Annotated in this window: 13 protein-coding genes and 1 tRNA gene; 10 read left to right on the top strand and 4 right to left on the bottom strand. The window is 33.9% G+C overall.

Translation table 11 applies throughout. The features are described from left to right. Nucleotides 1–106 precede the first annotated feature (106 nt). Nucleotides 107–1,138, bottom strand: coding sequence for a LacI family DNA-binding transcriptional regulator (locus SOM12_RS11075; protein ID WP_095928151.1), 1,032 nt, complete (start codon nt 1,136–1,138; stop codon nt 107–109). Nucleotides 1,139–1,374: 236 nt separating this feature from the next. Between SOM12_RS11075 and SOM12_RS11070 the strand changes: the two genes are divergently transcribed. The 4 genes from SOM12_RS11070 to SOM12_RS11055 all read left to right on the top strand — a co-directional run bounded on the left by SOM12_RS11070 (nt 1,375) and on the right by SOM12_RS11055 (nt 10,068). After that, entirely contained in the window at nt 1,375–4,356 is a 2,982-nt protein-coding gene (locus SOM12_RS11070) for a TonB-dependent receptor (RefSeq protein WP_320493453.1), read from the top strand. A gap of 36 nt (nt 4,357–4,392) precedes the next feature. Further along, complete coding sequence (locus SOM12_RS11065; RefSeq protein ID WP_320493452.1) at nt 4,393–5,997, top strand: RagB/SusD family nutrient uptake outer membrane protein; 1,605 nt, start codon at nt 4,393–4,395, stop codon at nt 5,995–5,997. Nucleotides 5,998–6,016: 19 nt separating this feature from the next. Further along, complete coding sequence (locus SOM12_RS11060) at nt 6,017–7,114, top strand: SusE domain-containing protein (protein ID WP_320493451.1); 1,098 nt, start codon at nt 6,017–6,019, stop codon at nt 7,112–7,114. 83 nt (nt 7,115–7,197) lie between these two features. Beyond that, a complete protein-coding gene (locus SOM12_RS11055; RefSeq protein WP_320493450.1) occupies nt 7,198–10,068 on the top strand; it encodes an alpha-amylase family glycosyl hydrolase in 2,871 nt (956 codons plus the stop codon). Between the two features lie 148 nt (nt 10,069–10,216). Here the strand turns inward: SOM12_RS11055 and SOM12_RS11050 are convergent, their stop codons facing one another. The 3 genes from SOM12_RS11050 to SOM12_RS11040 form a co-directional block, all read right to left on the bottom strand. Continuing rightward, complete coding sequence (locus tag SOM12_RS11050) at nt 10,217–10,456, bottom strand: DUF6814 family protein (RefSeq protein ID WP_095928146.1); 240 nt, start codon at nt 10,454–10,456, stop codon at nt 10,217–10,219. Nucleotides 10,457–10,470: 14 nt separating this feature from the next. Next, entirely contained in the window at nt 10,471–11,964 is a 1,494-nt protein-coding gene (locus SOM12_RS11045) for an MFS transporter (protein WP_320493449.1), read from the bottom strand. A gap of 354 nt (nt 11,965–12,318) precedes the next feature. Beyond that, nucleotides 12,319–12,391 (bottom strand) — tRNA-Phe (locus SOM12_RS11040). A gap of 99 nt (nt 12,392–12,490) precedes the next feature. On the opposite strand from SOM12_RS11040, the gene SOM12_RS11035 reads away from it, so the two are divergent. From SOM12_RS11035 to SOM12_RS11010, 6 genes are all read left to right on the top strand, one after another. Next, nucleotides 12,491–13,225 (top strand): type III pantothenate kinase, encoded by a 735-nt coding sequence (locus SOM12_RS11035; protein WP_320493448.1) that lies wholly within the window; start codon nt 12,491–12,493, stop codon nt 13,223–13,225. Then, on the top strand, nt 13,218–14,447 hold the full coding sequence (locus SOM12_RS11030; protein WP_250834318.1) for a hypothetical protein: 1,230 nt from the start codon (nt 13,218–13,220) through the stop codon (nt 14,445–14,447). The genes SOM12_RS11035 and SOM12_RS11030 overlap by 8 nt, the downstream gene beginning before the upstream one ends. A 51-nt stretch (nt 14,448–14,498) precedes the next feature. After that, nucleotides 14,499–15,056, top strand: coding sequence for an LPS export ABC transporter periplasmic protein LptC (gene lptC, locus SOM12_RS11025; protein ID WP_320493447.1), 558 nt, complete (start codon nt 14,499–14,501; stop codon nt 15,054–15,056). Nucleotides 15,057–15,060: 4 nt separating this feature from the next. Further along, nucleotides 15,061–15,255: a hypothetical protein gene (locus SOM12_RS11020; protein WP_095928142.1), complete on the top strand. Its 195-nt coding sequence runs from the start codon at nt 15,061–15,063 to the stop codon at nt 15,253–15,255. A 2-nt stretch (nt 15,256–15,257) separates the two neighbouring features. Next, nucleotides 15,258–16,514: a hemolysin family protein gene (locus tag SOM12_RS11015; protein WP_320493446.1), complete on the top strand. Its 1,257-nt coding sequence runs from the start codon at nt 15,258–15,260 to the stop codon at nt 16,512–16,514. Between the two features lie 107 nt (nt 16,515–16,621). Continuing rightward, complete coding sequence (locus tag SOM12_RS11010) at nt 16,622–18,721, top strand: peptidylprolyl isomerase (protein WP_320493445.1); 2,100 nt, start codon at nt 16,622–16,624, stop codon at nt 18,719–18,721. Nucleotides 18,722–18,949 lie beyond the last annotated feature (228 nt).

Below are 18,949 nucleotides of genomic sequence, written 5' to 3'. Positions count from 1 at the left end.
CTAAAAGCCTTGACGGGCGTAAAATTATAAATTATTTTTTTATATATGCTAATAAAAAAGCCATAAATATTTTTTATGGCTTTAGAAAGTGTTGATTTTAAGTTTTTTAGTCAGTAGATTCTCTTTTTATTAAATGAGTTTCTATAACTTCTGTGGTGTAATTTTCAGTATGTTCTTCGTCGTCATCTTCTTCTGCTTCAAGTCTTTCAATAAGCATTTTTGCTGCTTTATTGCCCATTTTTTCTCCGCTTTGGCTAACGGTTGTAATTGTTGGAGTCGAGTATTTTGAAATGATTCCGTCAGTAAATGCAATTACAGCTAAATCTTCAGGAACTTTTAATCCCATTTTATTTGCTGTTTTGATAATTGTTACAGCAAAAAGCTCATTTACGGCAAAAACAGCATCGAAAGCTCTTTCATGCAAAAGCTGACTAATGGTTATTTCGCAAGTTTCTACATCTTCAATTTTTATGATTAAATCTTCATTAAAAGGTAATCCATTGTCTAATAATGCTTTTTCATAGCCATCGGTTCTCAGTTTTCCAACACTTACATAATCGACTGTAGTTACCAGAGCAATCTTCTTGCGGCCATTGTCAATCAAACTTTGAACTGCTTCATAGGCTGCAGATTTATCATCAATAATTACTTTATCGCATAATATATCGTTTGTAACGCGATCAAACATTACTACAGGCATTCCTTGGTTGATCACTTCGGTAATATGATGAAAGTCGCCTTTAAATTGTGTTTCTTTAGAAAGAGACATGATAAAACCATCGATACTTCCGTTGGCTAACATCTCCATATTTAGCACTTCTTTGTCAAAAGAATCGTCTGATACACAGATAACTACGCTGTATCCGTATTCGTTTGCAACCTGTTCTACTCCGTTGATGACAGTAGAGAAAAAGTAGTGTACGATTTCTGGAATAATAATCCCGATACTCTTGGTTTTTCGGTTCTTTAAACTAAGGGCAATATTGTTGGGCTTGTAGTTGTAAAACTTCGCAAAAGCCTGCACTTTTAGTCGTGTTTCTTCGCCAATTTCTAGACTGTTTCTAAGTGATTTTGAGACAGTTGAGATAGACACGTCAAGCTCCTTTGCAATCTGTTTGAGGGTTATTTTACGTTTCATGGAGTTAATTGAAAAAAATCTAATTAATAATAAAGGTGTGCAATATTTTTGGTATTTGCAATTTTAACGCTAAAAGATTACAAAAAATAGAAAGTTTTCAACACTACCACGTTTTCGTAAAGCAATAAAAATTGTCTCTGGTTGAGCATGTTAATAAATTCATAATTTTGGAATTCGAAGTAAAATTAAAAACTTAACTAACAGTCAAAAACTCAAAACTAATTTAAACAAAAAGTATGAAAACAATTTACAAAAAGTTGTTATTTTTATTCCTTCTGCTTCCGTTTACAGTACTAGCTCAGAGTACTTTAAGTGGAGTAGTAACTGATCATGCCACAGGTCAGCCAATACCAGGGGTAAATGTAAATGTACAAGGTTCCGCAACTGGTACCTCTACAGATTTTGATGGTAAATTCCAATTGCCAAATTTAAAAAATGGAGACAAGATTTTAGTTTCATTTATTGGATACAAAACAGCGACTATTGTCTTTAATGGTCAAAAAAACTTGCCAGTATCTTTAGAAGAAGATACCAATCAATTACAGGAAGTTGTAGTGCAAGTGGGTTACGGAACTGTTAAGAAAAAAGACGCAACAGGATCTGTTTCTCAAATTTCTGCCAAAGAATTTAATAAAGGTATCAACGTTACTCCAGAATCTTTGATTGGTGGACGTATTGCTGGTGTAAATGTTGTTGGAGGAGGTGCTCCAGGAGCAAAAGCAGATATTAGAATTCGTGGAGGATCTTCATTAAGTGCTTCAAACGACCCATTGATTATTTTAGATGGACTTCCTTTAAGCAACGCTGTTCCAAGTGGTGCTACAAGTATATTGTCTACAATTGACCCAAATGATATTGAGTCATTTACAGTTCTTAAAGATGCTTCTGCAGCGGCTATTTACGGTTCACGTGCAGCAAATGGTGTAATCGTAATTACAACTAAAAAAGGAACTAAAGGTGGTGTAAAAGTGAACTTCAGCTCTCAAGTTGGTATCAATACAGTAGCTAATACAGTTGATGTTTTAAATGCAGATCAATTTAGAAGTTTTGTAAACTCAAAAGGATCTGATGCTCAAAAAGCATTAATGGGTACTGCAAATACAAACTGGCAAGATGAAATTTTCCATACAGCTTTAACAACAAACAATAATATCTCTGTAAGCGGTGCTTTATTCAATAAATTACCAGTACGTTTATCTGTTGGTAATGTTGATAATCCAGGAATCTTAAGAAACACTTCTTTTGAAAGAACAACGACATCGATATCGTTAAATCCAGTATTGTTTGATAATCACTTAAAAATTGATATTAGCGGAAACTTATCTTTCAGCAAAAATCAATTTCAAGACGAAGATGCGGTTATTGGTTCTGCAATTAGTTTTGATCCAACACAATCTCCTTACGAAGCGGGTTCTCGTTACGGAGGATATTTTGAATGGTTGGAGCCAAACGGAAACTTAGCATTATTACCTGCTAAAAACCCAGTTGCAAGATTAAATCAAGAAGACAAAAGATCTAAATCTACTAGAAAATGGGGTAACATCAGCCTTGATTATAAATTCCATTTCTTCGAAGATTTAAGATTTGTTGCAGAAGCTGGTATCGATAGATTCGACAGTAGCGGATACAACAGACAAAGTACAGAAAGTGCTTTAGGATATCAGCCAAACCCATTCAGTTCTGGAAACTGGGTAAATTTAGGAAACGATAATACGTACACAGATGATCTTCAAAACAAAAACTTGAATGCGTATTTTGTGTATAGCAAAACTTTTGGAAAACTTAAATTGGATGCTACAGCTGGTTACAACTATCAGTTGTTCCAAAAAGAAAAATACCAATCTGGAGAGCTTACACAGCCTGCAGCTAGTAGAAATGAAGATGTTATTACTGATCCAGATATTAATTTACAATCTTATTTTGGACGTGTGAATTTAGGTTGGGACAGTAAATATTTATTGACTTTAAACTACAGAAGAGACGGAACTTCTCGTTTCTCTGAAGAAAACAGATGGGGTAACTTTATGGGAGGTGCTTTTGCATGGAATATTGCTGAAGAGTCTTTCTTAAAAGATAACGAAACACTTTCTAGTTTGAAATTAAGAGTTGGTTACGGTACTACAGGTCAGCAAGATATTTCTGCTCAGTATGACTATTTAAGAAGAGTTACACTTGGTACGGTTAATACTCAATATGTATTTAATGGTGTTGTTTACAGAACAGCTAGACCAGAAGGATATAACCAAAATATCAAATGGGAAGAATTGGCTGAGATGAATATCGGAGTTGATTTTGGATTCTTAAAAGATAGAATTACTGGATCTGTTAACTATTTTGATAAAAAATCATCTGACTTATTAGCTGATGTATTAGTGCCAGATGGTGCTAACTTGAGAAACCAAGGATTTAATAATATTGGTGATTTAAGAACTAAAGGGGTTGAATTCAGCCTTCAGTCAGATATCATCAAAAAAGATAATTTAACTTGGAACGTAGCGGTTAATGCTACTTATTTAGACCAAAAAATTGAGAGTTTAGGTCAGACTGTTGAAGGTTTCCAAGGTTATGAAGTAGGAGATAATATTAAAGGTGGAAACGGAAATAAAGTTTTAATTAATACAGTTGGATCTGCTCCAAATTCATTCTTTGTATACGAGCAATTGTATGATGCAAACAAAAAACCTATTGCTGGAGCTTATGTTGACAGAAATGGAGATGGTAAAATTGATGGAAATGATCGTTACAGATACAAAAAACCAACAGCAGATTATACTTTCGGTTTATTCTCAACTTTAAACTACAAAAAGTTTGATTTTACAATGAACTGGAGAGCAAGTTTAGGAAATTACATTTTTGATAACGTAAATTCTAACTTAGGATATTCAGATGCAGGTTTAAGAAGACAAACAGACTTATCAAACGTAAGTTCAGATTATTTAAATACTGGATTTACTTATGAAGATAATGGAACTCAGCGTTATTTATCTAATTACTATGTAAAAGATGCTTCTTTCATCAAATTAGATAACGTAACAGTTGGTTATACTTTGGATAAAGCTTTATTGAAAGCTGCTTCTTTAAGATTCTCAGCAGGTGTTCAAAATGTTTTTGTACTTACAAAATATGATGGATTAGATCCGGAGAAATTCAACGGAATCGATGGTAACGTTTATCCGAGAGCAAGAACATTCTTGTTTGGAGTAAATGCAAGTTTCTAATAGTACATTGAAAAACAAAATTTTAAAACATACAAAATGAAAATATCATTTAAATATATATCTTATTTCTTCCTATTTATTTTAGGAATAAGTATGACGCTTACTTCGTGTACTGACGATTTAAACGTGACACCAAAAGATGATGATGAATTTTTATCGGAAACTTTTTTTGAAGATCCAGCATCTTACAAACAGGTTTTAGCAAAATTATACGCTGGACTTTATGTAGGAGGAAATGATGGTGACGGACAAGCAGATATTGCTGGTCTTAGCGGGGATTTTAGTAGTTACTTGCGTTTGCTTTTTGTAACGCAAGAATTACCTACAGATGAGGCTGTTATTGCTTGGGCTGATGGTGCTTTGCCAACATTAAACACGCAAACATGGTCTCCTGTAAATGAGTTTTTATACGGAACGTATTCTAGAGCATCTTACCATATTAGTTTGGCAAATGAATTTTTAAGACAAACTACAGATGAGAAATTAGAAGCAAGAGGTGTTGATGCAAGTCTAAAAGCTGAAATTGCAACCTTTAGAGCAGAAGCTCGTTTCTTAAGAGCTTATTCTTATGTAAACTTAATGGATTTGTTTGGTAATGTGCCAATTACAACAGAAGCAGATCCTGTTGGATTCTTTTATCCAGTACAAAAATCTAGAGCAGAAGTTTTTGCTTTTGTAGAGTCTGAATTAAAAGATTTAGATAATAGTTTAGCAAATGCAAAATCAAATGAATACGGTAGAGTGGATAAGGTAGCGGCTAAATTTTTATTAGCTCAAATTTATTTGAACTCTAAAGTATATACAGGAACAGAAAGAAACAATGACGTAGCAACTTTATGTACTGAAATCATTAATTCAGGATATACATTTGCAAACGTTCCTTATTCTTACTTATTCTCTGCAGATAACAATACAAATGGTGCTCAAAACGAATTTATTTTCCCGATCATAAGTGATGGAAATGCAATTAGAGCAACTGGTGGAGGAATGAGTTTTATTATTCACGCTGCTATTGGAGGAAGTATAGATGCTGCTTCAAGAGGAATGGACGGAGGTTGGTTCGGTACTAGAACTCGTAAAGAATTCGTGGCTCTTTTTCCTGATGCAACTGCTACTGGAGATAAAAGAGGAACATTCCATACTGATGGACAAGCTTTAGATATTACTAATATTTCAACATTTACAGATGGTTATGCTGTGACTAAATATATTAATAAAAAATCGGATGGTTCACCAGCTCAAAGAACTGATATTCCAGATACTGATTTTCCAGTTTTCAGAGTTTCTGATGCTTATTTAATGTATGCTGAAGCTGTTGTACGTGGTGCAACTACAGGTAATTTGGCAACTGCTGTAGATTATGTAAACCAAATTAGAACAAGAGCAGGAGCAACTACAATATCAAGTGCAAATTTAACTCTTGATTTTCTTTTGGCAGAAAGAGGTAGAGAGTTATTCTGGGAGTGCCACAGAAGAACAGATTTGATTCGTTTTGGAAAATTTACAGGAGGAAGCAAGATCTGGCAATGGAAAGGTGGCGTAATGAATGGTATGGCAACAGATTCATATAGAGACTTAATGCCTATTCCTTCTAAGACAATTCAGGCGAACCCTACATTGAAACAAAATCCTGGGTACTAATATCTAATAGAACTGTAAAATGAAAAATATATATAAAATTTTAATCGCATTTATTGGTGTGCTATTGGTGTCGTGTAATGCGGACTCTGTAGACGAAAGACCAGTGCTTAATGTTGTTGCAGCTCCAGAAATTACAGCGCCAACAACAGGTCAGAATTATGTTCTTGATGTTGATAAAGCATCAGACGAAGTAGCTAAATTTACTTGGTCGGCTGCGCAATATTCTTCAACTGTAGCAATAAAGTATACTTTGCTTATTGATAAGAAAGGCGGAGATTTTACTGCTGCAAAAACATTGCAAAGTACTACAAACAGTATTACTGAGGTTTCTGTACTAGGTAAAGAATTAAATCAAGCAGCAATTGATTTAGGAGGAAAACCAGAAGAAGCGGCTCAGTATGATGTAAAAATTACTGCTAATGTTTCTGGAGGTTTTGTTCAAGTTGGAAAAAACTTAATTACAATTAGTGTTACTCCTTATTTAGGAAGAGTTACTTATGATTTCACAGATTGGTATCTAATAGGAGCGGCTGTTGCTGGCGGATGGGATAATAATGTTGATACGAAACATCAGCCAATGTTCAGAGATGGTAAAGATGATACAAAATATAAATTTGTTGGTTATTTCAAAGCAGGTAACTTTAAACTAATATCTGTAAAAGGAAGCTGGGATTCTCAATTGGGGAAAGCAGATGACAGTTCGATTGAAATTAAAAATAATGCAGGTGAATTTACAATTCCAGCAGATGGATATTATAATTTCCAGTTTAATACCAAAACTTTAAAATATACTTTGACACCTTACACAGATGCTGCATCAATAGCAAAATTATATGATACTGTTGGTGTTATAGGAAGCAGTACTCCTGGTGGCTGGGATGCTTCTACTGCATTAGATAAATCGACTTTTGACAAACATGCGTGGTCATTAGGAGCAACAAGCTTAAATGATGGAGAAGCAAAATTCAGAGCGAATAATGCATGGGATGTTTCATGGGGTGGAACTACTGCTTTTTCTGGTGGAGGAACTGGGGATAATATACCGGTTGCAAAATCTAAATATGTAATTTATTTCAATGATTTAGACGGAAGTTATTTGATGATTCCAAATCAATAAAAACTTCAGTTAATAACTGAAAAAGGGCTATCTCAGATAGCCCTTTTTTAATCAAACTTACTAATCAAATAACCACACTGATTATGAAAAAAACTTTACTATCAATATTTTTATTGATGGGACTAACTGCTTTTGCCCAACAGCAAACGGTTAGTTTTTCAATAAATCCGCCCACTTTTGAAGATACCACTTCCATAACTATTTCAATTGCAGGAACAAGTGTTAATGAAGGCACTTGGGGAATTACAGACAATGCCTTATATCTTTGGTCATGGTCTTATGATGTAAATGATGCAAATCAAGCAGATTCTCCTTCAAACGGATCTTGGACCGCTTCAAACGAAGCCAGCAGATTTACATACAATGCAGGAGCCGATACGTATACCAAAACATTTATACCCTCTGTATATTTTGGCAGAAATGGAATAGGCAGAATAGGTTTTTTGGTTAAAGCAAAAGACGGATCTGGATCAAAACAATCTCAAGATGCCGTTGCTGAAGTAGGAGCTTTTCAGGTAAATCTCACTTCGCCAGTCGAGAATAGTGCTTTAATTATAGCATCTGGATCAGATTTTAATATTGTTGCAACAAATACAAATGGAGCGGCAAGTTATTCTTTAAAAGCAAATGGAGTAGTTATAAATGCTAATGCAAGTACAGCGAGCTATTCTTATTCTCATACAAATGTTACAAGCAATCAGACCTATGAATTGAGTGTGACTCAAGCAGGAGTTACCCTTATAAAGAAGTTTTCGGTTGTTGTAAATCCAAATATAGTTTCTGAAGCAATGCCAACAGGATTGGCTGATGGAATTAATTATTCTAGTGATGTTTCCAAAGCAACATTGGTTCTTGATGCGCCATCAAAAGATTTTGTTTACGTTGCCGGAAGTTTCAATAACTGGCAGCCTACATCGGCGTATGCCATGAAAAAAGACCCTGTTTCAGGAAAATTTTGGTTAGAATTAACTGGATTGGTTTCAGGTGTAAATAATACTTTTCAATATTGGGTTGTAGATGCTTCACCGCTGGCTAATTCTCCATCTTTAGTAAAAACAGCAGATCCTTACTCAACTTTGGTTTTATCTCCTTATGATGATCCTTGGATTCCAGCATCTTCCTATCCAAATTTACCAGTTTATCCTGCAGGCCAACAATTTGAAGTTACCGTTCTTAAAACAGGACAGGCTCCATACAACTGGCAGGTTACAAACTTTGTAAAACCAGAAAAAGAAAAACTGGTAGTTTACGAGGTTTTGGTTCGTGATTTTGATGCTTCTCGCAATTTTCAAAGTTTAATTGATAAGATAGATTATTTTAAAAACCTTAAAATAAATGCTATTCAGCTAATGCCAGTAATGGAGTTTGAAGGCAATGAAAGCTGGGGTTACAACACTTCGTTTCATATGGCTTTAGATAAGTTTTATGGAACTTCAGATAAACTAAAAGAGTTTATCGATTTGTGTCATCAAAATGAAATCGCAGTAATTTTGGATGTTGCCTTAAATCATGCTTTTGGAAGAAATCCGATGGTTAGAATGTGGATGAATGATCCTGACGGAGACGGTTTTGGATCGCCAACATTAGAAAATCCATATTTTAATACCGTGGCAAAACATACTTATAGTGTAGGAGAGGACTTTAATCATCAGTCGGATAAAACGCAATATTATGTAGAAAGAGTAATTAAACAATGGATTGAAGAGTATAAAATTGATGGATTTCGATGGGATTTAACCAAAGGATTTACTCAAGCTTGTACGGCTTCAGATAATGCATGTACTGATGGTTATCAGCAAGATAGAGTAGATGTTTTAAAAAAATATGCCGATTATTCTTGGAGTTTAGATCCAACTCATTATACCATTTTTGAGCATTTAGGAAGTGACGCCGAAGAAAAACAATGGGCAGATTATAAAATTTCTGAAACGCCAAGTAAAGGAGTGATGATGTGGGGGAAAATGACAAAAGAGTACAATCAATTGTCAATGGGATATGCTTCTGAAAGTAATATTTTTAGAATGAATAGTGCAAACCGCGGATTTGCTGCCAACCGTTTAATGGGGTATGCAGAAAGCCATGACGAAGAACGTTTAATGTGTAAAAATGTACAATACGGAGCTTCAAACGGAAGTTATAATGTAAAAACATTAAATACAGCTTTGTCAAGAATGTCGGCAATTGGTGCCGTTTCTTTATTAATTCCAGGACCAAAAATGATTTGGCATTTTGGTGAACTAGGCTGGGAGAAGTCTATTTTTACCTGCAATGATGATTCTGTAAATTCAGATTTTGATGCTGTAGGCGGAGATTGTAAATTAGATACAAAGCCACAGCCTCAATGGGTAAACAATTGGCTTGGAAATTCTAATCGTAATAAGATTTATAACGATTGGGCAAAAATGATTACACTTAAAAAAACGGAGCCCGTTTTTTTAGGTACAGCCATAATTCCAGACGCCAATACATTAACTTTAAATGTAAAGATTACGAATGCAAATCTTACTTCAGCACAGTTAAAAGATGTCTTGATTCTAGCTAATTTCGATACTTCGGCACAAAATATTTCAACTGGTTTTCCATATACAGGAATTTGGTATAATTTGATGGATAACACGACAATAAATGTTATCGATGTAAACGCCCCAATTAATTTACCAGCTGGAGAGTATAGAATTTATGGTAATAAAACAGCAAACTTGGCAATTGAAGATTTCGAAAAAGGAAGCCAAGTTAATTTATATCCAAATCCTGTTGCCGATTATTTTACTTTAGGATTCAAAACTTCAAAAGTAGAGATCTATTCTGTTACAGGACAATTAGTAAAAACATTTAATACAAACGGAAATACAGATTATCAATTCTCTGTAAGCAGTTTAGCATCTGGATTATATCTAGTAAAAACGTTTGACGAATATAATAAGGTTCGCGTTGTGAAGTTTATTAAAAATTAGGTTTGGTTAGTAATGAAAAAGGGCTGTCTAGAAATGGACAGCCTTTTTTTTGTTAAGTAGTTTTTTAATGCAAATGTTTTATTTTAATGTTTTTTATATCTTTTGAAGTAATTGAATAAGCAGATATTATTTTTTGTGTTAGCTATAATTATTTATTTGTTTTTCTTTTAGGGTCGTTATATTCTCCAATTAAAGAATAATATCCAAATGTTCCTAATCCCATAACGATTAGCGGAGTAAGTATAAATAAAATTATTACACCAAATACTAAATCGTCTTGTTGGTCTGAAAGAAGTTTGGGCAAACCAAATTCAAACACGCAAAAATAAGCAGCAGCTGCGGCCAAAGCAATCCATAACGCCCCTAAAACTTGTTTAATCGCATTCATTTTTTTTGTAAATTTTAAAGGTGAGTAATTTTGTTTTTGTTGTCAATATAAATCATCCCAATAACAAAGCAGATTCCAGCAATAATTATAGGATACCATAATCCATCCAGATAAAAATCGGCTTTGCCTGCTGTTTTGGCGTGTGATACAAAGTAAGTAGAGATAGCAGGGAGCAATCCTCCAAAAATTCCATTTCCAACATGATAAGGCAATGACATAGAAGTATATCTAATTTTAGTTGGAAACATCTCCACCAAAAATGCCGCAATTGGACCGTAAACCATGGTCACAAATAGTACTTGAATAAAAACCAGAAAAATTAAAGCCCATTTATCATTTGGAGTTATTTGAATGGAGACACTTGTTTGCACATCTTTTTTCTCCATGTACGTTTTTTTCTCCATTACGGTTGTACCATCTGTATATTTTTTTTGAATGGTTGTAACAGAACTTCCATCAGCTTTCTTTTCGGTTGTTTCTCTAGGATTTTCTACGATTTCTATTTTTTTGCTAATGTCTGTTGTGTTGTACATTGCCTTATAAATAGGTCTATAGGATAAAATTGCCAATAGCATCCCGAACATCATAATGTATTTGCGTCCAATTTTGTCGCTCAGCCATCCAAAAACAATAAAAAATGGAGTTCCAATTAAAAGAGCAATTCCTAATAATTCATCAACTTGAGAAGAATCAACATTCATTACCGTTTTCATAAAGCTCATTGCATAGAATTGACCTGTATACCAAACAACACCTTGTCCCATTGTCGCTCCGAACAAAGCCAAAAGAACAAATTTTAAATTATATCGGTTTCCAAAACTCTCCTTTAACGGATTTGTGCTTGTGGTTCCTTCTTTTTTAGCTTTCGCAAAAACTGGAGATTCGTCCATGTTTTTTCGAATTAAATACGAAACTCCAACCATCGCAATCGAAACCCAAAACGGAACGCGCCATCCCCATAAATCAAAAGCTTCGGCAGAAAGCACGCTTTTAGTTGCTAGAATAACCATTAGAGAAATAAATAAACCAACAGTAGCAGTAGTCTGAATCCAAGAAGTCCAATATCCTTTTTCTCCAGCAGGTGCGTGTTCGGCTACATACGTAGCGGCTCCGCCATATTCACCTCCAAGAGCAAGCCCTTGCAGTAGGCGTAAAATCAGAACTAATAAAGGAGCGAGAAAACCAATCGTTTCATAACTCGGAATACAGCCAATTAGAAAAGTAGAACCACCCATTAATAATAAGGTAGCCATGAAAGTGTATTTGCGCCCAATAATATCGCCAAGTCTTCCAAAGAATAAAGCTCCAAAAGGTCGAACTACAAATCCTGCGGCAAATGTGGCCAAAGTAGATAAAAACGCTGCGGTTGGATTGTCGTTTGGAAAAAATTTAGTTGAAATAACGACAGCCAGACTGCCAAAAATGTAAAAATCGTACCATTCGATCATGGTGCCCATAGAAGAGGCTGAAATTACTTTCCAAATGCCCTTAGTAGAAGTTTTGCTCATAAAACTGCTTTGAGATCTTGTTAATGAATGAATTTTAAAAATACAGTTTTACGAATATAGAAGATATTTTGTTATTCACTTAATACTTTTTTAACAAAAACTGTTTATTTGTTGACATTTGGGTTTAACCGCAAAGAATGCAAAGAAAAAGCGCAAGGTTTTTTTGAATTGGCTCACAAAAGAAAATTTGAAGAGGGTTTAACCGCAAAGAGCGCAAAGAAAAAACGCAAAGGTTCGCAAAGTTTAATTTTAAAAACTTTGCGAACCTTTGCGTAAACCCTAGCGTTCCTTGCGGTCAAAAAAAAACAGAAAAGTATAAAAACAAAAAACCCGAATATTTCTATTCGGGTTTCGTGGTACCTCCAGGGATCGAACCAGGGACACATGGATTTTCAGTCCATTGCTCTACCATCTGAGCTAAGGTACCGTGCTTGTTGCGGGTGCAAATATATAATCATTTTTGGTTTGTGCAAAACATTTTTTAGAAAAAATCTATTCGTATCTTCGCAAAAGCAAAAATGGAAATATGATTTTAACGATCGATGTTGGCAATACCAGAATTAAAGCGTCTGTATTTGAGGATAATACTTCTCTAGAAAATTTTGTTTTTGATAAAAATGAAATCGAAAAAAAAATTGAAAAAATTTTAGAAAAATATCCAAAATGCTCCGATTTGGTTGTTGCTTCGGTAGGAAATATCGAAAAACAGTCCTTTTTGACTTTTGAAAACAGACTAAAAGTTCACTTTTTTACCCACGAAGATGTTTTCCCTTTTCAAAATAAGTATGCAACTCCAAAAACTTTAGGAATAGATCGAATGATTTTGGCTGCAGGAGCAACACTTCAATTTCCAAAACAAAACCGTTTGGTTATCGATGCGGGAACTTGCATAACCTACGATTTCATCGACGAAAATGATAATTATTTAGGAGGAGCCATTTCTCCAGGACTTCGTTTGCGATATGAATCGCTGCATAATTTTACGGCCAGACTGCCGTTACTAACCTTAGAAGAGCCCGACTCTTATGTAGGAAACTCAACGGCGCAGGCTATACATTCTGGTGTTGTCAACGGTTTCGTCTATGAGATTGATGGTTTTATCGATGAATATCGGAAAGAGTTTTTAAATTTTATCATAATTTTAACGGGTGGCGATGCAGATTTTTTGGCTAAACGATTAAAAAATACCATATTTGCCAATTCAAATTTCCTTCTGGAGAGTTTGAGCCAAACATATCAATATAAAATCGACAATGATTAAAAAAGTAATACTAAGCGCTTGTTTGCTTATATCGTTCGTTTCATTCGCTCAACAAGGTACTGCTTCACCTTATTCTTTTTTCGGAATAGGAGATGTGAGATTCAAGGGAACACTTGAAAACAGATCTATGGCAGGAGTTGCAGTAGAGCAAGATACGATTCACTTAAATATAGAAAACCCGGCAAGTTATGCCAGCTTAATTCAGACAACTTTTACAGTTGGAGGAACATTTGCTACTTCTAATTTAAAGACGACTTCTCAATCAGAAAAAGCACAAAGAACTACTTTTGATTATTTAGCATTAGGTATTCCGATGGGAAAATTTGGTGCTTCATTTGGTTTGATTCCTGTAAGTTCAGTAGGATACAAAATACGTAATGACAATTCAGCTACAGAAGGCGCATTAAATTCTCAGCTTGATGGAAAAGGTGGTGTGAATAAAGTATATTTTGGTTTATCATATAAAATCATGAAAAACTGGAATATTGGAGCAGATGCACAATATAATTTTGGAAAAATTACTACTACAACTATAGAAGGTATTACTGGAGTTGAAAGCGGAACGGCAGAAGTGAATACTTCTGAACTTTCAGGCATGGCATTTAGTTTCGGTACAATGTATCAGAAAAAAATCGATAAAAAAACGAGCATTTTTTCTAGTTTAAGCTATACTTTCGCTAGCAATCTGAATTCAGATAATAAGAGAGCTATTTCGGTTCAAGGAGATTCTGACCCTTATATCTCTCCAACAGAAACAACAAAATTAAAACTTCCGAACAAATTGAGTATTGGTTTTGGTATTGGCGAATCTAGAAAATGGCTTGTAGGAGCAAACATGACTTTTCAAGGAGACGGACAGCTAGCAAATTATTACAATGAGGCAAGTAATGTAAGATATGAGAGCTATTCTAAATACGCTCTTGGTGGATATTACCTTCCAAATTATACTTCTTTTACTAGTTATTTGAGCAGAATTACGTATAGAGCTGGTTTGAAATATGAAAAAATCGGTCTTATTGTAAATAATGAATCTATTAAAGATGTTGGAATGAGTTTAGGAGCTGGAATTCCAATTACAGGATCTTTCTCAAATCTAAATTTCGGAATTGAATTTGGTAAACGTGGTACAACAGCATCAGATTTAGTGCAAGAGAATTATGTTAATTTTAGTGTGAGTTTCTCTTTCAACGACAAATGGTTTGTGAAGAGCAAATTCCAATAAACAAAATATTTTATCTTTTAGAAGCTCATTACAATTTACTACATTTGGCAAATGAATTTACCAAAAAGATATAGTCTATTAGTTGTCACAGTTATTGCTGTGACAATGTTTTTTGGATGCGAAAGTAATTTTAAAGAAGTTCAGAAAATTAACTTCTCAGAATTTGTTCCTGCCAGTGATGCCGATACTGTAAATATTAAATACACAGATTCTGGACGCATTACAGGGGTTTTGATCAGTCCGAAAATGCTAGATTATTCCAATCTTGATTTTCCTTTTACAGAATTCCCTAAAGGAATCGATGTTACTTTATATGATAAAAAGCAAAAGCGTACCTTTATTAGAGCTAATTATGCGGTTTCCTATAAAAACACGGGAATTATTGATTTGATCGGTAAAGTAAAGATTACTTCTGAAGAAGGACAGGTTTTAGAAACAGAACAATTGTATTTCGATCAGAAAAACGAGTGGTTTTATACAGAACGAAAGTTCAAATTGACCGATAAAAAAGGGGTTTCCTATGGTCAGGGAATAGATTTTAGTAAAGATTTTAAAGTGATTAATTCGCAGCGAATAAGCGGTGAAATAGAATCAGACGAAGAAATATAATATTATGGGTTATTTAAAATATACACAATACGTTTACATCCTTTTTGCGGTTTTCTTTACTTATGATGGTATTGTAAAACTGAATGAAGGTGATGAAAGTTATCCTTTCTATTTTGTAATTGCAGGGATGGCTGTTTTTATGTTTTTCTTTAGGAGAAGATTTCTTAATAGGCATAATGATCGAAACAAAAAACAATAAAAATGGAAATTAGTATTATAGTAATCTGTTTAATACTAGCTGCCTTTTTTTCTGGGATGGAAATCGCTTTTACATCCGCCAATAAAATTTATCTCGAAATAGAAAAGAAACAAGACGATTTCTTGTCTCGAATCTTAACAAAATTAACCGAAAATCCTTCTAAGTTTATCGCTGCCATGCTTATAGGCAACAATGTAGCTTTGGTGATTTACGGTTTTTTTATGGGCGATCTAATTTTAGATTGGATGGCCTATTTTGGTTTAGTTTTTTCTGATTGGTGGAATATCCTTATTCAGACACTTCTAGCTACATTTGTAGTGCTGTTGACTTCAGAATTTTTCCCGAAGGTATTTTTCCAAATTTATGCCAATTCTTTAATTAAGATTTTGGCACTTCCGGCTTATTTATTTTACCGATTGTTTTATTATATCTCGACTTTCTTTATTTGGATTGCAGATTTTGTGTTGAGTAAATTTTTTAAAACAGAAGGAAGCCAAATTCATTTATTTAGTCGAATTGAGCTAGGAAATTACATAACAGAGCAAATGAGCACGGTTGAAGAAGATGAAGAGGTAGATTCTGAAATTCAGATTTTTCAAAATGCATTAGAATTTTCCGGAGTAAAGGCACGAGATATTATGACGCCTCGAACAGAAATTGTCGACATAGATTTGTTTGATACTGTAGACGATCTTAGAGCCTTATTTATCGAAACAGGATATTCTAAAATTATCATAAGCCAGAATTCATTAGATGATATTGTAGGTTATGTTCATTCCTTCGATTTGTTTAAAAAACCAGCTACAATAAAATCGGTTCTAATGACCGTTGAATTTGTTCCAGAAACCATTTTAATTAAAGATGTTCTGAATTTATTGATCAAAAAGCGAAAAAATGTTGCAGTAGTTTTAGATGAATATGGAGGGACTTCAGGAATTATCACAATTGAAGATATTGTAGAAGAGCTTTTTGGGGAAATTGAAGACGAGCACGATTTAGATGAAGAATTGATCGAAGAGCAAATTGGAGAAGGCAAGTATTTGTTTTCAACCAGATTAGATGTTGAGTATTTGAATGAGACCTATAAATTAATGATTCCAGAAGAAGATTCTTATGGCACATTAGGAGGTTTTATTGTCAATCATACAAAAGAAATCCCACAAAAAGGAGATAAAATTGTAATAGATAAGTTTCATTTTTATATTGAAGAGGCATCAAATAAGAAAATAGAACTAGTCAAAATGACAATTAAAGACTGATTTTTTAAATTAATGAAAAAAAATGTTGAAAATAAAACGCTAGTTGTATTGTTATTAACTAGATAATTGTATTTTCGCAAACTGAATATAAAATTAACGATAATAAAATGGCAGTTTTAGCAAAAATTAGACAGCGTTCCGCTTTATTGATAGGAGTTATTGCACTTGCATTATTTGCATTTATAATACAAGATCTATTTACAAGAGGAACATTTGGTCAAAGTTCAAAAGATGTAGGAAGCATCGATGGAAAAGATATTTCATTTGAAGACTTTAGAGTTAAAGTTAGTAATGTTGAAAAAAGTGGGCAAGGTATAACTTCCACTGAAGCTGCAAACAGAGTTTGGGATCAAGAAGTTTCAATCGCTTTATTGTCATCTCAATTTGATAAATTAGGATTGAGAGTTGGTGAAAAACACATTTTAGAGGTTTTGAAATCAGATCCAAATATTGGTAAAAACCCAATGTTCTTAAACGCAGCAGGAATTTTTGATGTTGTTAAGTTTAAAGATTATTTTAAAACAAATCCAGAAGCTGCACAATACATCGCTGAGAAAGAGAAAGATGCTGAATTGAATGCTAAGTTTCAAATCTATAATACTTTAATTAAATCAGGACTTTACACAACTGCTAGTGAAGGAAAATTAAAGTATGAAATGGAAGCTAATAAAGTGAGTTTTGCTTATGCAGCAGCTCCTTATTCTTCTATTAAAGATAGTGAAGTAAAAATCTCTGATGATGAGATCGTAGCTTACATGAAGAAAAACGAGAAAAAATTCAAAGCTGATGCAACTCGCGAAATTCAGTACGTTTTAGTTGAAGATAAAGCTTCTAAAGAAGATGAGGCTGAAATTAAAGCTAAATTAACTGCTTTATTATCAGGAAGTGTTGTTTACAATGCAAAAACAGGTAAAAATGATACATTGCCAGGATTTAAAAGCGCAACAAACATCGCTGAATTTGTAAATGCAAATTCTGATGTGCCTTACGATTCTACTTATGTTCCTAAAAATGCATTACCAGCAGTTGATGCTGATAAATTATTTAGCTTACCAGCTGGAGCAATCTACGGACCATACGTTTACGGAAGATACTATGCAATCTCTAAATCTTTAGGATTTAAAGCGGGCGTTAATGCAAAAGCAAGTCATATCTTAATTGGTTATGAAGGATCTCAAACTCCAAATCCAAAAGAGAAAAGAACTAAAGAAGAAGCTAAAGCTAAAGCGGAAGAAATTTTAGCTCAAGTTCAAGCTAATCCAGATAGTTTTATGATGTTGGCTTTTACAAGTTCTGATGATTCATCTGCACAGCAAGGTGGTGATTTAGGATATTTTGGACCAAACCAAATGGTAAAAGCTTTCAATGATTTTGTATTCAGCAACGGAATTGGTAAAGTTGGTTTAGTAGAAACTCCTTTCGGATTTCACATTATCAAAGTTACAGACAAACAAGACGGAATTCGTTTAGCTACAATTGCTCAAAAAATCGAGCCATCTGAAGCTACATCTGATAAAGTATTTACATTAGCTACTAAATTCGAAATGGATGCTGCTGATAAAGATTTCAACGCTGCAGCGAAAGAATTAGGTTTAAAAGTGGCTCAGCCAGTTAATGCAAAAGCTATGGATGAAGCGTTTGGACCATTAGGAAACCAACGTAACATTGTAAGATGGGCTTTTGATAAAGAAACTGACAAAGGAGATGTAAAACGTTTTGAAATCGCAAACATCGGACACGTTATCGCACAATATAAAGGTGAAAACAAATCAGGTTTAGTTTCTGTTGATATGGCAAGACCTTATGTTGAGCCAATCTTGAAAAACAAGAAAAAAGCAGAATTGTTAAAAGCTAAAATGCAAGGTTCTAGCATTGAAGCTATTGCTAAAGCTGCAGGTGTTGCAGTTCAACAAGCTACAGATGTAACTCTAGATAATCCTGTATTGCCAGGCGGAGTTGGACAAGAGCCAAGAGTAGTAGGTAATGCATTTGCTTTAACAGCAAACAAAATCTCTGCTCCAATTGAAGGAAATACTGGTGTTTATGTTGTTAAAAACATTAAAACTGTAAAAGCTCCTGCAATTGCTAATCACGCTGCTTATGTAGAGAAAGTAAAAGCTCAAAGTGCTAATGATGCAAGTAGAGTATTACCAGCGTTGAAAAACAATGCTAAAATTGAAGATAACAGATTACAATTTAACTACTAGTTTTATTAAGTTAAAAAGGTTAATATATAAAAGCCCAAAACATTTAGTTTTGGGCTTTTTTGTTTTTAGTGACTTTGCTAAAAAAATGGTTTATTGGTAATTAGCGGTTTTAATTTTGTAAATCTAAATAGAGTTTATTTATTTTTCAGAAGTAAATAATTTTACTTTGTATTAATTTTCCTAAAGTATATAGGGATTATCGAAATTTAATTTGAAAAACTTGTGATT

It is taken from the genome of Flavobacterium sp. CFBP9031 (assembly GCF_034044945.1).
Taxonomy (GTDB): Bacteria; Bacteroidota; Bacteroidia; order Flavobacteriales; family Flavobacteriaceae; genus Flavobacterium.
The sequence above is the reverse complement of the archived record's forward strand: the minus strand, read 5'-3'. Positions and strand labels throughout refer to the sequence as shown.

What these genes read in the sequence shown, in the direction of transcription:
- SOM12_RS11045 (WP_320493449.1), bottom strand. Translation starts at nt 11,964, where the DNA reads ATGAGCAAAACTTCTACTAAGGGCATTTGGAAAGTAATTTCAGCCTCT.
- lptC (WP_320493447.1), top strand. Translation starts at nt 14,499, where the DNA reads ATGAATTTACCAAAAAGATATAGTCTATTAGTTGTCACAGTTATTGCT.
- SOM12_RS11075 (WP_095928151.1), bottom strand. Translation starts at nt 1,138, where the DNA reads ATGAAACGTAAAATAACCCTCAAACAGATTGCAAAGGAGCTTGACGTG.
- SOM12_RS11070 (WP_320493453.1), top strand. Translation starts at nt 1,375, where the DNA reads ATGAAAACAATTTACAAAAAGTTGTTATTTTTATTCCTTCTGCTTCCG.
- SOM12_RS11010 (WP_320493445.1), top strand. Translation starts at nt 16,622, where the DNA reads ATGGCAGTTTTAGCAAAAATTAGACAGCGTTCCGCTTTATTGATAGGA.
- SOM12_RS11035 (WP_320493448.1), top strand. Translation starts at nt 12,491, where the DNA reads ATGATTTTAACGATCGATGTTGGCAATACCAGAATTAAAGCGTCTGTA.
- SOM12_RS11015 (WP_320493446.1), top strand. Translation starts at nt 15,258, where the DNA reads ATGGAAATTAGTATTATAGTAATCTGTTTAATACTAGCTGCCTTTTTT.
- SOM12_RS11055 (WP_320493450.1), top strand. Translation starts at nt 7,198, where the DNA reads ATGAAAAAAACTTTACTATCAATATTTTTATTGATGGGACTAACTGCT.
- SOM12_RS11030 (WP_250834318.1), top strand. Translation starts at nt 13,218, where the DNA reads ATGATTAAAAAAGTAATACTAAGCGCTTGTTTGCTTATATCGTTCGTT.
- SOM12_RS11050 (WP_095928146.1), bottom strand. Translation starts at nt 10,456, where the DNA reads ATGAATGCGATTAAACAAGTTTTAGGGGCGTTATGGATTGCTTTGGCC.
- SOM12_RS11065 (WP_320493452.1), top strand. Translation starts at nt 4,393, where the DNA reads ATGAAAATATCATTTAAATATATATCTTATTTCTTCCTATTTATTTTA.
- SOM12_RS11060 (WP_320493451.1), top strand. Translation starts at nt 6,017, where the DNA reads ATGAAAAATATATATAAAATTTTAATCGCATTTATTGGTGTGCTATTG.
- SOM12_RS11020 (WP_095928142.1), top strand. Translation starts at nt 15,061, where the DNA reads ATGGGTTATTTAAAATATACACAATACGTTTACATCCTTTTTGCGGTT.